Genomic DNA, 19,034 nt, shown 5'->3' on the forward strand with positions numbered 1-19,034 from the left:
CAGCATGCTCGGTGCGAGGGGCTGGAGCATCAACGAGACTGGGCGGTAATAGCATCCGGCTGCGCACCTGCGCCCGCGAGTAGCTGCACGATCGCATCGAAGGCGAGCTGCGTCTGCGCGGGGTCGACGTGCTCGGCCTTCTGACCGTAGATGTGACGGCGAAGCCGCTCCAGCTCGATGCTGGCGAGCTCGTAGAGCTTGCGGTACTCGTCCCGCTCGTGGGCGGCGCGCGCAAGCTTGTCCTTCAGCTCGCAAATCTGCTCTTCGACCGACGTGCCCACGACGCGGTGATTACTTATGAATCTCCGTTTTTTGAAGAGGGTTGTCGCAGGAAAATGATGGGCTCTGAGCGGAATGCAGCGCTGGGCGCTGCCCGCGAGAGCGTGATGCCGTCAGGTCAGATCAGGGCGCCGGAGGCGGTGCAGCCTCGGCGAGGCGAAACTCTCGCCGCATCTTCGAAGGTGGAAGGGCGATACCTTCAAGGATCCTCGCGAGCTCGGCGGCGTCGATGACGACGCTCGTGGCTCCCGGCGTGACCGCGCGCGGTGCACGAAACGTCCCGCGCTCGAGCCTCTTGTACAGAAGGCAGTAGCCGCTGCGGTCCCACCACAGGGCCTTCACGCGGTCGGATGCCCGGTTGAAGAAGAGGAACAGCGCCCCGGAGAGCGGGTCCTGCCGCAGCACCTCGCGTACAACGGCGGCGAGGCCGTCGAATGACCGGCGCAGGTCGAGCGGCTCGGTGGCTACATAGATCGCGACGCGGCCGGGGATCATCGCGGACCTCCGAGCGCACGAACAACGCGTGCCAGCGTGTCCTCGTCAAACGTCGGCGGAACGCGCACGACTGCGCCGTCCGGGAAGACGATCTCCAGCGCCGCGCCCGACGACGACGCCGTAGCTCCTGCCGGGGCGACCACCACGGGGAGCAACGTCGGCAGCGTCGCCTTCTCCGAGCGCCGCCGGTACTCGCTCCGCTTCATGCCCAGTCGGCGGCTCCAGGAGTACAACGTGCCGGCGTTGACCCCCTCCTGCTCCGCGAACACGCGGGCGGAGTGCCCGCTCTTGTGCCAGCGCGCCACGCGGTCGCGCCAGATCCGTGTGCTCTTGTCCATCGACACCTCCAGCGCGCGTTTCTACGCAACCCAGAGGCTCGGAGACAGGATGGGGGTCGCAGCACGGATACAAGTACTTCGAGAGCGCCTACGTGCGCCGCGCCATCCTGGACCCCCAGCCGCTCGGCAAGCTTCGCGGCGTCGTCGGGCCAAGCCTCGACGCGCAGGTGGAGGCGCGTGACCTGCTCAGGGCCATCGGCAGGCTCAAGCCAGAGCATCAGGCGATCCTCCTGGCCGTCGACAGCCCGGAGAGCATGGTCGAGTACGCACGGCGCCGCGGCATGAACCCGAACAGCGCAGCCACCCGGCTCAAGATCGCCCGCGAGGCGCTGTTCCTCTCGCTCCGGAGGTGGCGCCGATGCCGGTGAAGCGACAGCGCGAGCACAAACTCGGCCTCCCCAGGGGGCGCTCGTCACGCGGTACAAGATCCAGCGGCGCAAGGAGCGGCTCATGAATGGCCGGACCGTCGTCGTGGTGCTTGAGGAGACGTGGACCCGCAACCTGCTCCGCATCCCCGAGCGCGTGACGGAGCGCCACCTGCGCGAGTTCAGGCGCGCCGGGTTCGAGGTCGACACGGACGTCTTCGGCCGGCCAATCGCCAAGGCGCCAGGCGCCCCCTGGTTCAACAGCGCCGCCTTCGAGATCGCCCGCTGGCGGTTCATCCAGCGGCAGAAGCTCCGCCGCAGGCGCGGGTAACCCGCCCCCTCCCATCATCATCACTGCGACAGACCGCTCACAACGACGGGCGCACACCCGGCCAGGTACTGCGCGAAACCGCCGTGCAGGCTCACTTAGAGAACGGCGAGTAGTGTGGCAGGCGATCCTAAGGTACTATCTGATCCGATGAAGCAGCAACGTCCGTAGCGACATCTCTCGCTGGTCCAGTGATGACTTGCCAGCGTGACGCCGAGGCCACTTTGGATTGCAATATGGCGGCCACTCTAGCCAGATTGCTGTGTGCAATCGACAGAAACGCCACGCCCGGCGCAGCCACGCCAAGCACCGATGGCGCCGCATTATTCCTCTGCACCTCAGTCACATCAATGAGAACGTCGCACAGGTGCCGCTCATTGCTACACACGCGGATCACTCCGACGTGTCTCGGCAGCGTCAGTGCCGACATGAAATCGCGTATATGCTCTCTAGATAGATCATATCCAACCAGTTGCCGCTTATACTCGACACCGCTGGCCTCGTACGCAACGTAGTCCAGTTCTAAACCTTCGAACACGCGTTCCAGCAGCGGTTTCAGCCCAAACATTGCGCCAAAAAGGCTGTCGATCGGCAGCCGCATCTTCGCCGGCTTCGGGACTAGTGCCCCATCGACAATCCATTCGTCCACTTTCCACCAGGCATGCTTAGGTGATGCGTCGCCAGCGCGGCCGCGTAGCAGTTTCAGCCTCTTGTGTCCGTCTTCGCCCTCTTCCGTGTCATCGACAAGTTCGTAATGGGCGTGAGATCCAAGATTATCGTCGTGAACATAGATCACGTCTACCGAACCATCCCGCATCCTGATCGACGTTGTATTCTCGGACGCTGGGCTAACATCGACAATAGCCTTGGGTTCACTGAATCCCGTCACAGTAACGGCGTGCCCATCCCTTACAAACCCCCGGCCAGTGTCTCGCTTGCGAACCAGAAGAAGAACAACGGGCAAGTGAGAACGGAGAAATGTTACGAGCTTTGCCCTGAATAAATTGCGATTCTCTCTCGGGGCAAACGCGTCGGCAACATATCCAAGCGACGAAAGAGCTACCGCCATCTGAGGCATAGACAGGCCACTGCTGGCGGGGAATGGGCTTTGTGCGGCGTGGGTGATGGCCATTGGCGTTGGCGTCCTGTTACCGGCGACATACGCCACACGTTGCAGAGCTGACCATAACGCCGTCGACGCACAAACAGCGGCACCCCGATCCTGCTGCTGATATGCCAGTCCCTGCACCTCTAAGCGAATGCCAGCTATGTTGACGCCGTATGGGCGGATAACCTCATAGTGGCGCCTACCCTCAATCGGATAAGTTTTTAGTACTGTGCGTCCTACAGATGCGCCAGAAAGTGGTCGACGCACAACGAAACCTAGATAAGCCAGCCGAAGCTGTGCCTCTGCCTCGTCGCGAGCCTGAGGGCTCTGGTACGCGCTATCGAGCCAAGAGTTTAGCGCGTCCGCAGAGATGTCCTGGAAGAAGTGAATGCGACTACACCAAGACGGTGGCGCATTGAAGGAGCGCGAGTAGTAGTGTGCAAACTCGTCAAGATAGTGTCGGTCGATGTAGTGCGATTCGACCAGAATCGACTGAGCCTGTAGTTCTTCTAGATACCCGTTCAAATACTCGACTGAATATCCATCACCGAGACGGCGAATTAGTTCCGGCTTCGAAAAGGCAGCGACCTCCAGTGTACCGTTCGGCATGTTTTCGCCCCACTTAGCAAAAGCGTATCTGCGGGTCTATGCCGGCGTACTGTGCGTCTTCCTCCATCGCCTCTCGGCCGACCTTGCCAGCTTGCAGAGCTCTATAAACCTCCTCGTCTGTGAGAGGCTTAAGATTATCGAATTGTTCTTTTGTGAGACTTGTGAGGATGTTCACAAACTTGTAGGTCTTTGTGGTCATGGCGGTTACCCTTGAGCGGCTAGAGCTTGCATTGCGGCGCAATGCAATAGTCGTGCCACTGCTCGCGCGCAGGCGAGGTGCATGTGTTTCAATACTGCAAGGCGACAGGGTACCAGGGTTCGCCTTAAGTTTCCCGCGGTTTTCGTGCGCAACATGTTGTGGTCGGGCCGTCCGTCCGCTCAATCAGTAGTGGAAATCATGGATCAAAAGTGTCCCACGCCTGCGATCCTGGGATCCCTCTCGGGGGATAGAGCGAGCTGTGCCCGGCTCTTCGGCGCGGCACGTAACTGTTCCGGGAACGGGAGCGGCTCCTACGGAGCAGGAGCCGCGACACGCGCCGCGGGGGCATAGAGGCCTGAGGCGCAGCCGGCGCGGCGCCGACCGAGCCAGAGGCGCCCGCGTCTGCTCGGCAGGGCCATGGCCGGCGCCGTGGGCTTCCCGGCGGGCGCCCGGGCAGGCGGAGTGCCTTCCGCTTCGGCGGCTCCGTGGGCGCCTCAGCCAGGCAGAGTCGCCCAGGATCCGGAGCAGGAGCGACCTCTCGTTCGGCCGACCGGAGGCGGGCCGCCGTGCCGGGCCGGTACCAGGTATCCCGGAGGTGCCGTCCATCGAGCGCGCTTGACGGCGTGGATGCCGTCCATCGTCGTTGTTCTGGGGTATGTTAGGCGAATGCCAAACGAGATGTCTCGCCAGATGGCTCGGAGTCTGCTGCTGGAGTATCTGAAGGAGAACGGGACTGGTCAGTATACTAATGCGGCAAACGGCGTTACCGAGTTGGCCATTTCAAAGGGTCTCGTGCGTGAAGGTGACATGGGCAAGATCGCCGCCTACCGCTTCGCACAGATTCACGTTCGAGAGCTAATGTGGCAGTTGCTTGTCCAGGGCATCCTGACGTTCGGGCAGGACCCGATAAACAATTCGTGGCCGTTCTACTCGCTTACAGAGTACGGTAGAGCTGTGGTCCGCGAATCGAACCCGCAGCCGTACGACCCCGACGGCTTCTTATCCGCGTTTAGGAGAAAGGCCCCGACTGCTCACCCAGTGGTCCTGGCGTATCTCGAGGAAGCGGTACACGCTTTCAACGCTGGCTGTCCCATGGCTGCGGCAGTGGTTCTCGGCGGCGCGTCGGAGATGGCGATCGTTGACCTGATAGGTGCAATTCGCGATGCCATAGACGATCCGACCAAAAAGTCCAAATTCGTCGAGGCTACGTCGTCCAGGAAGTCGATCACGGCGAGGTACGAAGCTCTCAGGGGGAAGATCGATGGAATGATCGGTGCGGGACAAATTGACGTTGATATGCATGAATCCACGCGCAGCGATCTGGATGGCGCGTTCAACCTGATTAGGCGATTGCGGAACGACGCTGGGCACCCGGAGATGCTACGCGACGTCACTTTAGATAGCGTCTTCATGACGCTCCGGCTGTTCACCGAGTATGCGCGCGTCGTGTATGGGCTCATCGACCGAATCCGCGCTAGATCCGCTTCATCATCAGCCGGATCCGCCGATTCAGGCGCATAGGGTTCTGGCATTCGGACGCGCAGTGCTCGACGCGCCACACCAACGGCCGGATGCGCCGGCTCTGCCGGGCCTTCTCGAAGAAGGCCGACCACCACCGCGCCGCCGTGGCGCTCAACTACGTGGCCTACAAGCTGCGCCGCGTCGTGCGCACGCTGCGCGTCACGCCCGCGATGCAGGCCGGCATCACCGATCATGTGTGGACGCTGGACGAGCTCATGGACACGCTCCTGACCGAGGCGGAGGACCCAACGCACGAGGCGAAGCCGCTCACTCATCGCGAGCCCTCCGCGCCAGCGCGGGCGCTCCCGTGCGGTCGTGGCTTCCTGGGCCTCGTGACCGAGTCGACGCCCGCCTTGAAGAAGCGCCGGAGCAAGCATCCGCCGCCCGAGGCCACCCGCGGTCCGGTCCAGCTCTCCCTGTTCGCTCCTCCGGAGGGCTGGTGAGTGCTGCACTCTGCTTCCGCAGGGTGCTGTACTTTGAGCGCGAGTGCTGCACTTTGGTTCAAAGTGCATCACCACCTGACTACTGTGTCCTCGCGCACCGGACCCCGAGGGTGCTGTAGCGGTCATGCGGCGCGCTGTGGTTGCGACGGTAAGAGAGCAGTTCCGACGCGCCGTCCTTGAAGCCACCGCCCCGGGCCATGCGGAGCGAGGCGCGTTGCAATTTGGCGCAATCATCACATGGGACTGGATAATCCCCGTCCCAGTCCAGCGTCGATTCCCACATGTTTCCGGACAGGTCTGCCTGCCCCCACTTTCCATCTCCCATCGGCGAACGTGATCCGACGGGCTGGATATCGCTGAACGCACACTCGCCGGCAGCAGACGCGTCCCCGGCGCAGTCATACACCGCGTGACTCGTATTGACGTTGTCGTCGCTGGCCGAGTCCGACCAGGGATACGGCCGCTGCTCCGCTCCTCCAGCGGCCGCGTAGTTCCACTCCGCCTCTGTCGGGAGGCGTCCCCCGTCCCACGCGCAGAAAGCGAACGCCTCGTACCAACTCAGGCAATTCATAGGCAGAAGCTCATGGTCACCGACTTCATCCGTCCATGTCCAGCTCGATTCGTCGGGCTTGCATCTAAGCGCCGCTTTCAACGCTGTCGCATCTGCAGGTAGATAGACGTCCCAACCCGCGTCCCACCCGCTGTCCTCGATCCGCGGATGCGTCCCCGCTCCAGCCGCTGGCTTACTCCCTGGGTACGCCTCCACGAACTTCCGAAAGCGCCCCACCGTCACCTCGAAACGATCGAGTACAAACCCGCTCACAGTTGCTGGATATGCAGCCCCGTTACCCCGGTTGAACGCCCCGCCAGGCACCGCAGTGCTCGCACAGCAGCTCTCATCCCCACCCGGCCCGCACGTCTCGGCCATTCCGATGCAACTCGGTGGTGTCACACACGCCCCTCCACGACACAGGGGCGCCTCCTTCGGACACGGCTCCGCATCCTCCCATTGCCCGCGCTCATCGCACCGCTGCGGCTGGTTCTCTGAGCATCGCACGTCCTCTGGGCCGCACTCCCCGATGCATGTCCCGTCGACGCACGTCTGTCCGTCGCACGCTTCGCCGCTCCCCCATCGCCCATCGACACAGTGCTGCGGCGCGTTCTCCAAGCACCTATCCTCGTTGGCAGAGCACTCTGTACCGCCTGCCCCGCTGCCGCTCTGAGCACTCCCAGCGCCACCGCTGACTCCGGTTCCGCCGCTGGCGGGTGCTCCCCCTGCGCCGCCGCCGGCCCCCGCAGCACCTCCAGTTCCAATGCCGCCGCCTGGCCCGCCGCCGCTCTCGACACCCCCGGGCCCGACCTTGCCGCCCGTGGAGCCTGCGCCGCCCATGCCGCCCGTGCCTTCGCCTTGCGCATAGCTGGACCAGTCCACGCCAAGGATCTGCGCGCATCCTCCGGATGCAGCCGCAGCAGCGGGCCATAGCCACACCGTCGACGCCACCGCCCATCGTCTGCCCCTCATGACGCGGAGCCTCTTGCTGCGAGAACAACGCGTCAAGCTATTCACGCGCTCGTGGCGGTGCGGAAGCGCTACCCTTTGGTCGGGCCGGCGGGCGGATCCCCGAACAGCGACAACTGCACCGGCGCCCTCGGCTTCGGGCGCCACGCGAACAGATCGAGCTGGGGGAGAGTCTCGGCCGTAGGCGCAGCAGGCGCGACGGTGGCAGGCATGGCGGGTGCTGCCGCGGGCACGGGGGCCAGCGGCGGCGCCACCGTGGCAGCGTTGGGTACCGGGGGCGGTGCCTTCGGCGACGGCGTCGCGCCGGTGCTCCCGCCGTCGACCACGCGGAGCCAGCCCCGGCCGGCGGGGAGTTCGCGAGCGGGCCCTTCGGGCTTCTGGATGGTGAGCGGCTGCGGCTCGGGCTTCTCCCCGGCAGGCTCGGCCATCGCGGCGACCATGAGCTCCTCCAGGGTCCAGACGTGATCGGTGACGCCCGCCGCCATCGCCGGGGTGATCCGCATGGTGCGCGGGATGTGGCAGAGGTTCGTGTAGACGTAGTGCAGCGCGACGGCGGCGCAGTGCCGCGAAAGCTTCTTGGAGAAGGCGAGCGTGCGACGCCGCAGCCTGGCGTTCCACTGCCGCGCCGTGAGGTTGCTCCGCTCGATCGCGTAGTTGGTCGCCTTCACCGGATCGGGCGTGCCGAACACGGCGCGCTTCTGGATGAAGTCGACGCCGCGCGGTACTGCGTACTTCTCCGAGACCCCCGGCTTCCCGGGGCGCGAGGAGAAGTTCTTGACGGTCTGCATGTACGGCACGGCGGGCCCGAAGTTCGCCGCGATGGGCTGCGCGTACAGCGCGAGCCCGTCCGTCGTGATCTGCGGCATCACCACGAGCCTGGCGCGCACGTCCTCGACCAGCGCATCGGCGCTCTCCTGGTCGCGCTTCCCGACGTGCCAGGCGATGATGAGCTTGCTGGTTCGGCAGATCGCCGCCCACGTCCACTGCTCCCCCACGTCGGCGGCGTCGGCACTGGCCGGGTCGACCTTGTTCTGACGCCTGGATACCCAGGAGTGCTGCTCGTCGAGGTCTACGAGCGGGGAGGTCAGGTCACGCACGAGGCGGTCATGGAGCCGCGTGCAGCCATCGCCGATCGCCTGCGCGAAGCGGCCGATCGTGTCTCGATGCACGCCGGTCATGCGCTCGGCCGCGCGGACGCTGGTTCCGTTCACGAGCGCTGCCAACACCTCTAGCCGCCGCTCCGCTGGGAGCACGTTCGCCATGGGCCTTGCACCTCTCCGGATACGAGCCCATGATCGCAGTGCGTTGTGCGACGGGTGGGCCACCATCCGGCGTTCCGCAGCCCTGTCGCGGGTACCAGCCGCGACAGGGCGCTTTGCCTGTGCAAGTGAGTATAACCCTTGTTTCCTGCGTCTCCAGCGCAGCTAGGACAGCGGTTGTCCGAGCCATATGCGCAGATCCAGCGTCGAACGCGGGCTTTTATGCTCAGTCAAGGGGAACGGCCGCGCCGTGTGACGCGGTCAGTCCTAGGGGCAACTGGACGCCTTGACGGGGCGCGTGGACGACTGCCGGATGGCTGGCTCGCGTGGTGAGGGAAGGTGTGACATAGGTAGGTGGATGCGGGGCTGCGCCGAGCCGATGGCTTCGAGGCGGTCAAGGGGCCGAGGGCCCGTCTGTCCTAATTAGGACACCACCGTCGCGAGCCACCGTGGAGAATTGAAATTCAGACCGGAAGCTGCCGGCAGCCTCCCGGGAGAGTTGAAATTGCCCTCCTCACCGCGGCCTGAGCACGGCGAACAGCGCGCGCGGGGGCGGCTCCCGGGGCCCGTGGTAGACGGTCTCCTCGGCGGAGAGGACCTCGAAGTCAGCCCCGAAGATCTCGCGAAGCTGCTCGGGCGTGAACCGGTACGGCCCCTGATCGAACGGCTCCAGCACGCTGAAGCACTTGAGGAAGAGGAACCCTCCGGGCGCCACGAGCCGCTTCAGCGTGCTGACGTAATCGCCTCTCCGCGCCGGCGGGAGGCAGTGAAAACAGCCGCGGTCGAAGACCACATCGAACCGCCCATCGAGCCGGCTGTCGAGGATGTCGTCCTGCAGGAAGCGCGCGGCGAGGCCCCGCTGCGCCGCCTGCGCCACGGCCTGCTCGATGGCCGCGTGCGAGAGGTCGGTGCCGGTGACGTCGAACCCGCGCGCCGCCAGCGCGAACGCCTGCGTCGCCGGGCCCGTGCCGAGGTCGAGCGCCCGTCCGCGCGCTACCTGCCACCGCTCGAGCGCCTGCTCGAGATCGGGATCCAGGGTCGCGTGGTACCAGGGCAGGCTCTCCGCCGGGGTGCTTCGATACAGCTCTTGCCAGTCCGGGAAGTTCCGCTCGTCGCTCATGTCCACGCTATAGCCCACCGGAGCGGCGCTGCACGTTGGCGTTCTCGTGTAGGCTCCGGCGCGGGCACACGCCCGGGAGCAGGGGAGCAGGGCCGGTGAAGATCACATGCGTGGGCGGCGGGCCGGCGGGCCTCTACTTCGCGCTGCTCGCGAAGCAGCGAGACCCCCGGCGCGAGGTCGTCGTGGTGGAGCGGAACCGGCCCGACGACACGTTCGGCTTCGGCGTCGTGTTCTCGGACGCGACGCTCGACAACCTCGCCGACGCCGATCGCCCGAGCTACGACGCGATCCGGAGCAGCCTCGCCCACTGGAACGAGCTCCACGCGCACTTCCGCGGGCGCGTCCTCGCCTCGACGGGGCACGGCTTCAGCGGCCTCTCGCGCCAGAAGCTGCTCGCCATCCTCCAGGCGCGGGCGCGGGAGCTCGGCGTCGCCCTGCGCTTCGAGGAGGAGGTGCAGGACCCGGACGAGGCCCTGTCCGGGAGCGACCTCGTCGTCGCGGCCGACGGGGTGAACAGCCGGATCCGCGAGCGCTTCGCCGATCGCTTCCAGCCGCGCATCGACGTCCGGCCGAACCGCTTCGTGTGGCTCGGGACGACGTTCCCCTTCGACGCCTTCACCTTCTACTTCGAGGAGAGCCGCCACGGCCTCTTCCGCGTGCACGCGTACCGCTACGAGCCGGAGCGCTCCACGTTCATCGTCGAGTGCCGGGAGGAGACCTTCCAGCGGGCGGGCCTCGATCGCGCGAGCGAGGACGAGACGATCGCGTACTTCGAGGAGCTCTTCGCGGACAAGCTCCGCGGCCACCGGCTGCTGAAGAACCGGAGCGTCTGGCGGAGCTTCCCCACCGTGCACAACGAGCGCTGGAGCTTCGATAACGTGGCGCTGCTCGGGGACGCCGCGCACACGGCGCACTTCTCGATCGGCTCGGGGACGAAGCTCGCGCTCGAGGACGCGATCGCGCTCGTCGAGAGCCTGGGGCAGCACCCGCGCGTGCCCGAGGCGCTCGCGGCGTACGAGGCGGAGCGCAAGCCCAAGGTGCAGGCGTTCCAGCGGGCCGCGCAGGTGAGCCTCCTCTGGTTCGAGAACACCGAGCGCTACATGGCGCTCGATCCCGTGGAGTTCATGTTCAGCCTGCTGACGCGGAGCCTGCGGGTGACGCACGAGGGGCTGAAGGCGCGCGACCCGGCGTTCGTGCGCGAGGTGGACGCGCACGTCGCGAGGAAGGCCGAGGAGCAGTCGGGGGCGCGCGTCACCGCCGCGGGGGGCGCCCCGCCGCCGCCGATGTTCACGCCGCTCCGGCTGCGGTCGCTCGTGCTGGAGAACCGGGTCGTCGTGTCGCCGATGTGCCAGTACTCGGCGGAGGACGGGGGGATCGACGACTGGCACCTCGTGCACCTCGGCAGCCGGGCGCTCGGCGGGGCAGGGCTCGTGATCACGGAGATGACGGACGTGAGCGCGGAGGGGCGCATCACGCCGGGCTGCGCCGGGCTCTACCGGCCCGACCACGCCGGGCGATGGCGGCGCGTGGTCGACTTCGTCCACGGGCATTCCCGGGCCAAGATCGGCGTTCAGCTCGCGCACGCGGGGCGCAAGGGCGCGACGAAGCGGATATGGGAGGGGATGGACGTGCCGCTGGAGAGCGGCGCCTGGCCGCTGCTCAGCGCCTCCGCGGTCCCGTACCTGCCGGAGAGCCAGGTCCCGAAGGCGATGGATCGCGGGGACATGGACCAGGTGACCGCCGACTTCGTCCAGGCGGCGCGGTGGGCGGACGAGGCCGGGTTCGACCTCCTCGAGCTGCACTGCGCGCACGGCTACCTGCTCTCGAGCTTCATCTCGCCGCTCACGAACCGGCGCACGGACGCGTATGGCGGGCCGATCGAGGGCCGGATGCGCTACCCGCTCGAGGTGCTCGACGCGGTGCGGGCGGCGTGGCCCGCGGACAGGCCGATCAGCGTGCGCATCTCCGCGACCGACTGGGCGCCGGGCGGGCTGACGGCGGACGACCTCGTCGCGCTCTCGGTGATGCTGCGGGAGCACGGCGCCGACATCATCCACGTCTCGGCGGGGCAGACCGACCCTTCCAGCAAGCCCGTGTATGGCAGGCTGTTCCAGACGCCGCTCTCGGAGCTCGTGCGGCTGGAGGCGAAGGTGCCGACGATCGCGGTGGGCAATATCCAGAGCTACGCGGACGTGAACAGCATCATCGCGGCCGGGAGGGCGGACCTGTGCGCGCTCGCGCGGGCGCACCTCTACGACCCGTACTGGACCCGGCACGCCGCCGCGGAGCAGGGCTTCGACATGGAGTGGCCGCCGCAGTACCGGTCGGTCGAGAAGACCACGTTCCGCCTGCGGTGACACTCCGGGGCGTTGACGGCGGCGCTTGCCCGCGCCGCCCGCTTGCCTCAGAGTCGCAGGACCGATGGCGTCCGAGGGCGTCCGCTACCGCGATCACGCGCCGCACCCCCTCCTGCGCGGCGCGGTGAAGAGCTACTCCTCGTACGAGGAGCGCCACACGGCGAGCACGGAGGAGCACCACCTCCTGCCGGACGCCAACATCGACCTCGTGTTCAACTGCGGCGACGCGCGCATCGAGGGGGGCGACGGCCGCCTGCGCCCCTTGCCGCCCGTCTTCGTGATCGGCGTGCGGGACAGGTCGGCTCGGATGGTCTCCCGCGGCCTGTCGCGCGTGCTCGGCGTGCGCTTCCACCCGTGGCACGCGGCCTCGTTCCTCGAGCGCGAGGCCGACGTGCGCGGGTACTGCACGATCGTGGGCCCGGGCCTGGAAGCGCTCTCCGGGCAGGTCGGCCCGCTCCTCGCGGAAGGCGCCTGTGGCGCGGCGCTCCGGCTGGTCGAGGCGTGGCTGCTCGCGCGGCGCCGCGTGGCCCGCCGCGCGGCGGCCCCGGTGGCGGCGGCGGGGCTCGCGCTGCACGCGAGCGACGGGGGCGCGCGCGTCGGCGCGCTGGCCGAGCGGCTCGGGGTGTCGGTGCGGCAGCTCGAGCGGCAGTTCAAGCGGGCCGCTGGCCTCTCTCCGAAGGCGCTCGCGCGGCTCATCCGCTTCTCCCGGGCCACCGAGCGCCTCGAGCTCGACCCGGGCGCGAGCCTCACCGCGCTGGCCTTCGAGCTCGGCTACGCGGATCAGGCGCACTTCATCCGGGAGTTCCGCGCCTTCGCGGGCATGAGCCCCGGCCGGTACGCCGGCGAGGTGCGGCGCCTCTGGCCGCGGGGCGAGGCCGCGCGCGGCGCCGCTCCCGGGGGAGACGCGCGCGCCTGACCTGACGCGCCCCCGGGCGCGCGCCCGTGTCGCGTTTGTTCAATCGACGGCGGCGCGCCGGTCGTACCCGTCGCTGCATGACGAGCACCGTCGAGCGCCCCGCCGGCGCGGGCGTACGCCCGGGGGCTTTCTTCTTCCTTCAGGCCACGGCGTTCCTGAGCGCTGCCGGCACCGGGCTGGTGACCCCGGTGGTCCCCTTCCTCGCCGCGCGGTTCGCCGGCGACCCTGCCCATGTCGCCTCGGCGGTGGGCCTGCTGAGCGCGTCGTACTCGCTCTGCGCCTTCTTCTCCGCGCCGGCGCTCGGGGCGCTGAGCGACGCGACCGGCCGCCGCCCGGTGCTCCTGCTCAGCCTCGTGGGCTCCGCCGCGGGGTATGCGCTGTTCGGCTTCGCCGACGCCCTGCCGCTCCTGTTCCTCGGGCGCGCGATCGACGGCCTCACGGCGGGCAACGTGGGCACGCTGTTCGCGTACCTGGGCGACACGTCGCCTCCCGAGCAGCGCGCCCGGTACTTCGGGCGGATAGGCGCGATGTTCGGAGCAGGCCTCATCGCCGGCCCGGCGCTCGGCGGTCTGGCCTTGAGGCTCGGCCTGAAGGCGCCGTTCTTCCTGGCGGCGCTCCTCACGGCCCTGAACGCGGCGGGCAGCTATGTGTTCCTCGGGGAGAGCCTCGCCCCCGAGCGACGGGCCCGCGCGGTGCCGTGGCGCAAGCTCGACCCGTTCTCGCAGCTCGCCGGGCTGCTCCGCCTGAAGCACCTCCGCCCGCTCCTGACCGTGGGCGTGCTGTTCACGGCGGCCTTCGTCTCGCTCCAGGCGACGTTCGCGCTGCTGGCCAAGGACCGGCTCGGGTGGGGCGCCGACGCGGTGAGCTTCGCCGTCATCGCGGTCGGCGTCACGGACGTGTGCGTGCAGGGGATCTTGCTGGAGCGCCTGGTCAGGGCCTTCGGGGACGCGCGGGTGCTGGCGCTGGGGCTCGGCCTCGTGGTCCTCGCGCTCGCGACCATGGCGCTCGTCGCCGGCCACCCTTCCGCGCCGGCGTTCGTCGCGGCGATCGTGGCGTTCGCGGGCGGCGAGGGCCTGCTCACCGCTTCGTTCGCCGCCCTGCTGTCGCGGGCCGCGGGGCCGGCCGCGCAGGGGCAGGCGCAGGGCGGCAATCAGGCGCTCCAGGAGCTGGCCTATGTGGTGGTCCCGCTCGTCGCCACCCAGCTTTATGCGCGCGCCGGCATGGGCGCGCCCTTCTGGGCGGCGACGGCCGCGGCGGCGCTCGCCGGGGTGCTCCTCCGGGCGGGCATCGTCGAGGCGCACGCGGCCAGAGGTGAGGAGTGATGGTCCGGGGCGCGCGAGGGTGACGCGAAAAAAAGTTGGGGCCGGGCCTTGATCCTCACGCTACGTGAGGACCTAGCCTCCGGGGCATGGACGTCCTCGCCCGCCCTGGAAACAGGGGAAGCACCATGCGTTCAGCACCGTTGAAAGTCGGCGATCTCGCCAGGCAGACCGGCCTCTCCGTCCGGACGCTCCACTATTACGAGGAGGTCGGCCTGCTCTCTCCGTCGCATCGCACCGCGTCGGGGCACCGGATGTACTCGGCAGGCGACGTCGCCCGGCTCCAGCAGATCAAGTCGCTGCGCGAGCTCGGCTTCAGCCTGGAGCAGATCGCCGGGTGTCTGGACAGGCAGGGTTTCTCACCGCTGCAGACCATCGAGCTGCACCTGTCGCGGCTGCGCGAGCAGATCGCGCTGGAGCAGAAGCTCTGCGCGCGGCTCGAGGGCCTGGCCCATGTCCTGCGGTCGGGAGAGGACGTCTCTGTGGAGCAGCTCCTTCAAACCATCGAGGTGATGACCATGATCGAGAAGTACTACACCCCAGAGCAGCTCGCGGAGCTCAAGCAGCGCGCGGACGCGCTCGGCCCGGAGAAGATGCGCGAGGCAGAGAACGCGTGGAAGACGATCTACGATGACATGCGGGCGGAGATGCAGAAGGGCTCCGATCCGAAGAGCGAGCCGGTGCAGCAGATCGTGCGGCGCATGCGGGAGCTCATCGACGCGTTCACGGGGAAGAACCCCGAGATCGAGAGATCGCTGAACACGATGTACCAGCAGGAGCCGTCGATGAGGAGCCGGCCCGGGGTGGATCCGGCGTTGCAAGAGTTCATCGGCAAGGCGATGTCTTAGCGTCACGATCACTGTAGACGCTGGACGCGCGGGGGGATTGACGATCTCCCGGCACGAGGGGAGGGAGCCCGCGCCGCGCCGCGCCGCGCGGCGGGCTCCCTCCCCTCGATCCTACCGCAGCGCCGAAGAATTTTGCTCTCACGAGAGTCGACAGTTATCGCGCGCTCCTCAGCTCGCCAGCAGGCCGTGGCGGGTCTCGCTCGGCCACGGGGCTGCCGCGGCGTACAGGTGGCGCAGCGCGTGAATGAGCGCGATCTTCCGCTGGATTTCGCTCGCCCGGCCCGAGCTCGGGGCATACAATGGGGTCGGAATCCTCAACCGATGACTGACCGACCGAGCTTGACTGACATCGAACGCGAGAATGCGGCGCTGCGCCAGCGCGTGGCCGAGCTGGAGAAAGCTCAGGCGAAGCTGGAGGCGCTCTGCTCGGTGAGCATGTCGTTCATCGCCTTCTTCGATCGCAACGGGGTCGTTCAGGAGATGTTCCCGACGCTCGTCATCCCTGCCGAGATGGCGAAGCACGCGCAAGGCAAGCACCTGACCAACGTGGTCGCACAGGACTATATCGAGCGCTGCGCCGCGGTCATCCGGGAGTCGCTCGCGAAGCAAACGGTCCTGAACATCGAGTACCCTATCACGCTTCGCGATCGCACCCTGTGGCTCCAGGCTGCCTGCAAGCCGTTCACGGACGACACGGTCATCTGGGTGGCGCGCGACATCACGGCGCAGCGGCAGCTGGCGCTCGCCCAGGGAGAGCTGCGCAACTTCCAGGCGCTCGTCGACAGCGCCCCCGACGGCGTGTGCATCGCCTCCAGCGAAGGCGTGGTCTTCCACGCCAACCAGGCCTTCCGCGACATGACAGGACACGGCGACGGCGCGCTCGGAAAGAGCCTCTTCGACCTCTACCGCGCAGAGGAGCACGACCAGCTCGCCGCGATCGTGCAGCAGTGCTTCGAGAACGGCTCGTGGCAAGGCACCCTGAGCCTGATGCAGCACGACGGGCGCACCCTCCCCTGCCAGGTCTCCATGGTCGCCCTCGCCGCCGAGGCAGGGCGGCCACCGGCCCTCGCCACCATCGCCCGCGACCTCACCCCCATCTACGACGCAGAGCACGAGCGACTCGCCCTCCAGCAGCAGGTCATCCAGGCTCAGCAGGACGCTCTCCGCGAGCTCTCCACGCCCCTCGTCCCCCTCGCCGAGGGCATCGTCGCCATGCCCCTCATCGGCACCCTCGACCGCTCTCGCGCTCAGCAGGCCATGGAGAAGCTCCTCGACGGCATCGTCCAGCACCAGTTCCACACCGCCATCCTCGACGTCACCGGCGTCAAGGACGTCGACGCCGAGTCCGCCGACGCCCTGCTCCGCATCGCACGCGCCGCGCGCCTGCTCGGCGCACAGCTCGTCCTCACCGGCATCGGCCCCGACACCGCGCAGACCCTCGTCGACCTCGGCGTCGACCTCTCCGGCATCACCACACGCAGCACCCTGCAGGGCGGCATCGCCCACGCCCTCGCGCCTCGGGCCGGAAGACCCGGCCGGCTCGCGACAGGCACCCCCAGCTCGCCCGCGGCGCGGCGACTGCCCGCCTGAACGCGACCGCCCCCGGGCAGGGCGCCTGCGCCGGGGCTGCCATGTGGCGCCCCGGGGCACGGCGCAGGGCGTTCATGGCCCCTGCTTCGCCGTGACCAGGGCCGAGAACAGGTAGCCAGCGCCGATGAACGCCGAGACCGAGACGACGGCGATCAGCACCGCGCCCCCAGGGCTGCTCTGCAGCCGCGCCCACAGGCGCTCGACGGCGTCCACCAGGCCCATGACACCGAGGAGCAACCGCTCGATCCGGCCCGGGGGCGAGGCCGACGCGGCGGCGGGCGCGGGGTAGGGAGCGGTCGGCTCCGGCGGCGGGAGGGGCCGATAGGCCTCCAGCACGCCCCGGGTCAATACGCTCTCTGCGAAGTCGGAGACCAGCGCGGAGTACACGAGACAACCCCCGGGCGCGACGGATACCCACTCGTGCACCGATCGCAGCGACTCCCAGGCGCGACGCCCGCGGTCGCGGTCGATGGGGTCGAGCAGCATCGCCGCGTACATCCGCCCCGCGGGCGTGCCGCGGGCGAGCAGGCGCTCGATCTCGGGGAGCGCCGACGCTGCCAGCCGTTGCGCCTGCTGATAGGCGACCGCCTCGGGCCGAAGGACGGCCGCAGGACCGACGGGACCGAACGATACCGAGGTCGCGTCAGCGAGCACATCGAACGGCGCAGGTAGGACGGATCGCACAGGTGCGCTCATGGCCCGGGGCCCAGGGTACAGGGACGCCCGCGCCTCGCCAATCGCCACCTGGCGCGAGTGTCGCAGCGCGGGTCGGCGTGGCTGACGGTGGGATCGAGATAGGATAGCGTGTGGAACGATGAGCGACGAGCAGAGCTCGAAGGCGATCGAACGCGAGAACGCAGCGCTGCGCCAGCGGGTGGCCGAGCTCGAAGGAGCCGAGGCGAAGCTGGAAGCGCTGTGCTCGGTGAGCCGGGCGTTCATCGCCCTCATCGACCGCGACGGGATCGTCCGGGAGACGTTCGCGACGCTCCTCAGCCGCTCCGGGAAGGTGGAAAACGGGCGTCTCACCACACCGATGGCCGCGGTGGTCCGCGAGGACCACATCGAGCGCTGCATCGGGACGATCCGGGAGTCGCTCGCCACGCGGACGATCGCGAGCCTGGAGTACCCCATCCGCTTCGGCCAGGACGAGGTGTGGTGCCAGGCCTCTTGCAAGCCGTTCACGGACGACACTGTGCTCTGGGTCGCGCATGACATCACAGCGCAGCGGCGACTGGCGTATGCCCAGGCGGAGCTGCGCAACTTCCAGGCGCTCGTCAACAGCGCCCCGGACGGCGTGTGCATCGCCTCCAGCGAAGGCGCGGTCTTCCACGCCAACCAGGCCTTCCGCGACATGACAGGACACGGCGACCACGCGCTCGGAAAGAGCCTCTTCGACCTCTACCGCGCTGAGGAGCACGACCAGCTCGCCGCGATCGTGCAGCAGTGCTTCGAGAACGGCTCGTGGCAAGGCACCCTGAGCCTGATGCAGCACGACGGGCGCACCCTCCCCTGCCAGGTCTCCATGGTCGCCCTCGCCGCCGAGGCAGGGCGGCCACCGGCCCTCGCCACCATCGCCCGCGACCTCACCCCCCTCTACGACGCAGAGCACGAGCGACTCGCCCTCCAGCAGCAGGTCATCCAGGCTCAGCAGGACGCTCTCCGCGAGCTCTCCACGCCCCTCGTCCCCCTCGCCGAGGGCATCGTCGCCATGCCCCTCATCGGCACCCTCGACCGCCCTCGCGCTCAGCAGGCCATGGAGAAGCTCCTCGACGGCATCGTCCAGCACCAGTTCCACACCGCCATCCTCGACGTCACCGGCGTCAAGGACGTCGACGCCGAGTCCGCCGACGCCCTGCTCCGCATCGCCCGCGCCGCGCGCCTGCTCGGCGCACAGCTCGTCCTCACCGGCATCGGCCCCGACACCGCGCAGACCCTCGTCGACCTCGGCGTCGACCTCTCCGGCATCACCACACGCAGCACCCTGCAGGGCGGCATCGCCCACGCCCTCGCGCCTCGGGCCGGAAGACCCGGCCGGCTCGCGACAGGCACCCCCAGCTCGCCCGCGGCGCGGCGACTGCCCGCCTGAACGCGACCGCCCCCGGGCAGGGCGCCTGCGCCGGGGCTGCCATGTGGCGCCCCGGGGCACGGCGCAGGGCGTTCATGGCCCCTGCTTCGCCGCGACCAGGGCCGAGAACAGGTAGCCAGCGCCGATGAACACCGAGACCGAGACGACGGCGATCACGCGGTCTCACAGGTCCCATCTTCAGCTCTGACGGAAGCGCGCCGGGGAGCCCCGGTCCCCCCGCGCCGCCGCGGCGAGCGACACACGCCCCGCCGGCGGTGACCGGCCCGGGGCGAGGGCGCGAGCATCGGCAAGGCGATGTTCCGCCTCGCCGTGCGGGCCCAGCTGGCAGATGGCCA

19 protein-coding genes are annotated in these 19,034 nt (G+C 68.3%); 10 read left to right on the plus strand and 9 right to left on the minus strand.

Going from position 1 to position 19,034, the window contains the following annotated elements:
• Positions 1-29: 29 nt before the first annotated feature.
• From WME89_RS47750 to tnpA, 3 genes are all read right to left on the minus strand, one after another.
• Positions 30-281, minus strand: a complete 252-nt coding sequence (locus WME89_RS47750; protein ID WP_438006173.1) for a hypothetical protein — start codon at positions 279-281, stop codon at positions 30-32.
• Positions 282-402: 121 nt separating this feature from the next.
• The gene (gene tnpB, locus WME89_RS47755) at positions 403-774 is read right to left on the minus strand and encodes an IS66 family insertion sequence element accessory protein TnpB (protein WP_438006174.1); all 372 of its coding nucleotides are present in this window, start codon (positions 772-774) and stop codon (positions 403-405) included.
• Positions 771-1,112 (minus strand): IS66 family insertion sequence element accessory protein TnpA, encoded by a 342-nt coding sequence (gene tnpA / locus WME89_RS47760; protein ID WP_438006175.1) that lies wholly within the window; start codon positions 1,110-1,112, stop codon positions 771-773. The genes tnpB and tnpA overlap by 4 nt, the downstream gene beginning before the upstream one ends.
• Positions 1,113-1,204: 92 nt before the next feature.
• Here tnpA and WME89_RS47765 point away from each other — a divergent pair, with 92 nt between their 5' ends.
• Positions 1,205-1,480: a hypothetical protein gene (locus WME89_RS47765; RefSeq protein WP_438006176.1), complete on the plus strand. Its 276-nt coding sequence runs from the start codon at positions 1,205-1,207 to the stop codon at positions 1,478-1,480.
• An 82-nt stretch (positions 1,481-1,562) separates the two neighbouring features.
• Complete coding sequence (locus tag WME89_RS47770; RefSeq protein WP_438006177.1) at positions 1,563-1,808, plus strand: hypothetical protein; 246 nt, start codon at positions 1,563-1,565, stop codon at positions 1,806-1,808.
• Positions 1,809-1,935: 127 nt separating this feature from the next.
• Here the strand turns inward: WME89_RS47770 and WME89_RS47775 are convergent, their stop codons facing one another.
• Both WME89_RS47775 and WME89_RS47780 read right to left on the minus strand, forming a co-directional pair.
• Complete coding sequence (locus tag WME89_RS47775; protein ID WP_438006178.1) at positions 1,936-3,522, minus strand: hypothetical protein; 1,587 nt, start codon at positions 3,520-3,522, stop codon at positions 1,936-1,938.
• Between the two features lie 13 nt (positions 3,523-3,535).
• The gene (locus WME89_RS47780) at positions 3,536-3,721 is read right to left on the minus strand and encodes a hypothetical protein (RefSeq protein ID WP_438006179.1); all 186 of its coding nucleotides are present in this window, start codon (positions 3,719-3,721) and stop codon (positions 3,536-3,538) included.
• 627 nt (positions 3,722-4,348) lie between these two features.
• Between WME89_RS47780 and WME89_RS47785 the strand changes: the two genes are divergently transcribed.
• Entirely contained in the window at positions 4,349-5,242 is an 894-nt protein-coding gene (locus tag WME89_RS47785; RefSeq protein WP_438006180.1) for a hypothetical protein, read from the plus strand.
• A 50-nt stretch (positions 5,243-5,292) separates the two neighbouring features.
• Positions 5,293-5,685, plus strand: coding sequence for a hypothetical protein (locus WME89_RS47790; RefSeq protein ID WP_438006181.1), 393 nt, complete (start codon positions 5,293-5,295; stop codon positions 5,683-5,685).
• A gap of 79 nt (positions 5,686-5,764) precedes the next feature.
• Here WME89_RS47790 and WME89_RS47795 read toward each other — a convergent pair whose 3' ends face one another.
• From WME89_RS47795 to WME89_RS47805, 3 genes are all read right to left on the minus strand, one after another.
• Entirely contained in the window at positions 5,765-7,207 is a 1,443-nt protein-coding gene (locus WME89_RS47795) for a formylglycine-generating enzyme family protein (protein WP_438006182.1), read from the minus strand.
• Between the two features lie 68 nt (positions 7,208-7,275).
• Entirely contained in the window at positions 7,276-8,466 is a 1,191-nt protein-coding gene (locus WME89_RS47800) for an IS1 family transposase (protein WP_438006183.1), read from the minus strand.
• A 511-nt stretch (positions 8,467-8,977) separates the two neighbouring features.
• Complete coding sequence (locus WME89_RS47805) at positions 8,978-9,583, minus strand: class I SAM-dependent methyltransferase (RefSeq protein WP_438006184.1); 606 nt, start codon at positions 9,581-9,583, stop codon at positions 8,978-8,980.
• 110 nt (positions 9,584-9,693) lie between these two features.
• Here WME89_RS47805 and WME89_RS47810 point away from each other — a divergent pair, with 110 nt between their 5' ends.
• The 5 genes from WME89_RS47810 (at position 9,694) to WME89_RS47830 (ending at position 16,613) form a co-directional block, all read left to right on the plus strand.
• Positions 9,694-11,940: a bifunctional salicylyl-CoA 5-hydroxylase/oxidoreductase gene (locus tag WME89_RS47810; protein ID WP_438012063.1), complete on the plus strand. Its 2,247-nt coding sequence runs from the start codon at positions 9,694-9,696 to the stop codon at positions 11,938-11,940.
• A 64-nt stretch (positions 11,941-12,004) separates the two neighbouring features.
• Entirely contained in the window at positions 12,005-12,856 is an 852-nt protein-coding gene (locus WME89_RS47815) for a helix-turn-helix domain-containing protein (RefSeq protein WP_438006185.1), read from the plus strand.
• Positions 12,857-12,933: 77 nt separating this feature from the next.
• A complete protein-coding gene (locus WME89_RS47820; protein WP_438006186.1) occupies positions 12,934-14,178 on the plus strand; it encodes an MFS transporter in 1,245 nt (414 codons plus the stop codon).
• A 125-nt stretch (positions 14,179-14,303) separates the two neighbouring features.
• The gene (locus WME89_RS47825; protein ID WP_438006187.1) at positions 14,304-15,023 is read left to right on the plus strand and encodes a MerR family transcriptional regulator; all 720 of its coding nucleotides are present in this window, start codon (positions 14,304-14,306) and stop codon (positions 15,021-15,023) included.
• A 339-nt stretch (positions 15,024-15,362) separates the two neighbouring features.
• Positions 15,363-16,613: a PAS domain-containing protein gene (locus WME89_RS47830; RefSeq protein WP_438006188.1), complete on the plus strand. Its 1,251-nt coding sequence runs from the start codon at positions 15,363-15,365 to the stop codon at positions 16,611-16,613.
• 72 nt (positions 16,614-16,685) lie between these two features.
• Here the strand turns inward: WME89_RS47830 and WME89_RS47835 are convergent, their stop codons facing one another.
• Positions 16,686-17,297 (minus strand): hypothetical protein, encoded by a 612-nt coding sequence (locus WME89_RS47835; RefSeq protein WP_438006189.1) that lies wholly within the window; start codon positions 17,295-17,297, stop codon positions 16,686-16,688.
• Positions 17,298-17,427: 130 nt separating this feature from the next.
• On the opposite strand from WME89_RS47835, the gene WME89_RS47840 reads away from it, so the two are divergent.
• Complete coding sequence (locus tag WME89_RS47840) at positions 17,428-18,699, plus strand: PAS domain-containing protein (protein ID WP_438006190.1); 1,272 nt, start codon at positions 17,428-17,430, stop codon at positions 18,697-18,699.
• The last annotated feature ends 335 nt before the right edge of the window (positions 18,700-19,034 follow it).

Origin of the sequence: Sorangium sp. So ce321, assembly GCF_051530195.1 — a bacterium.
Classification (GTDB): domain Bacteria; phylum Myxococcota_A; class Polyangia; order Polyangiales; family Polyangiaceae; genus Sorangium.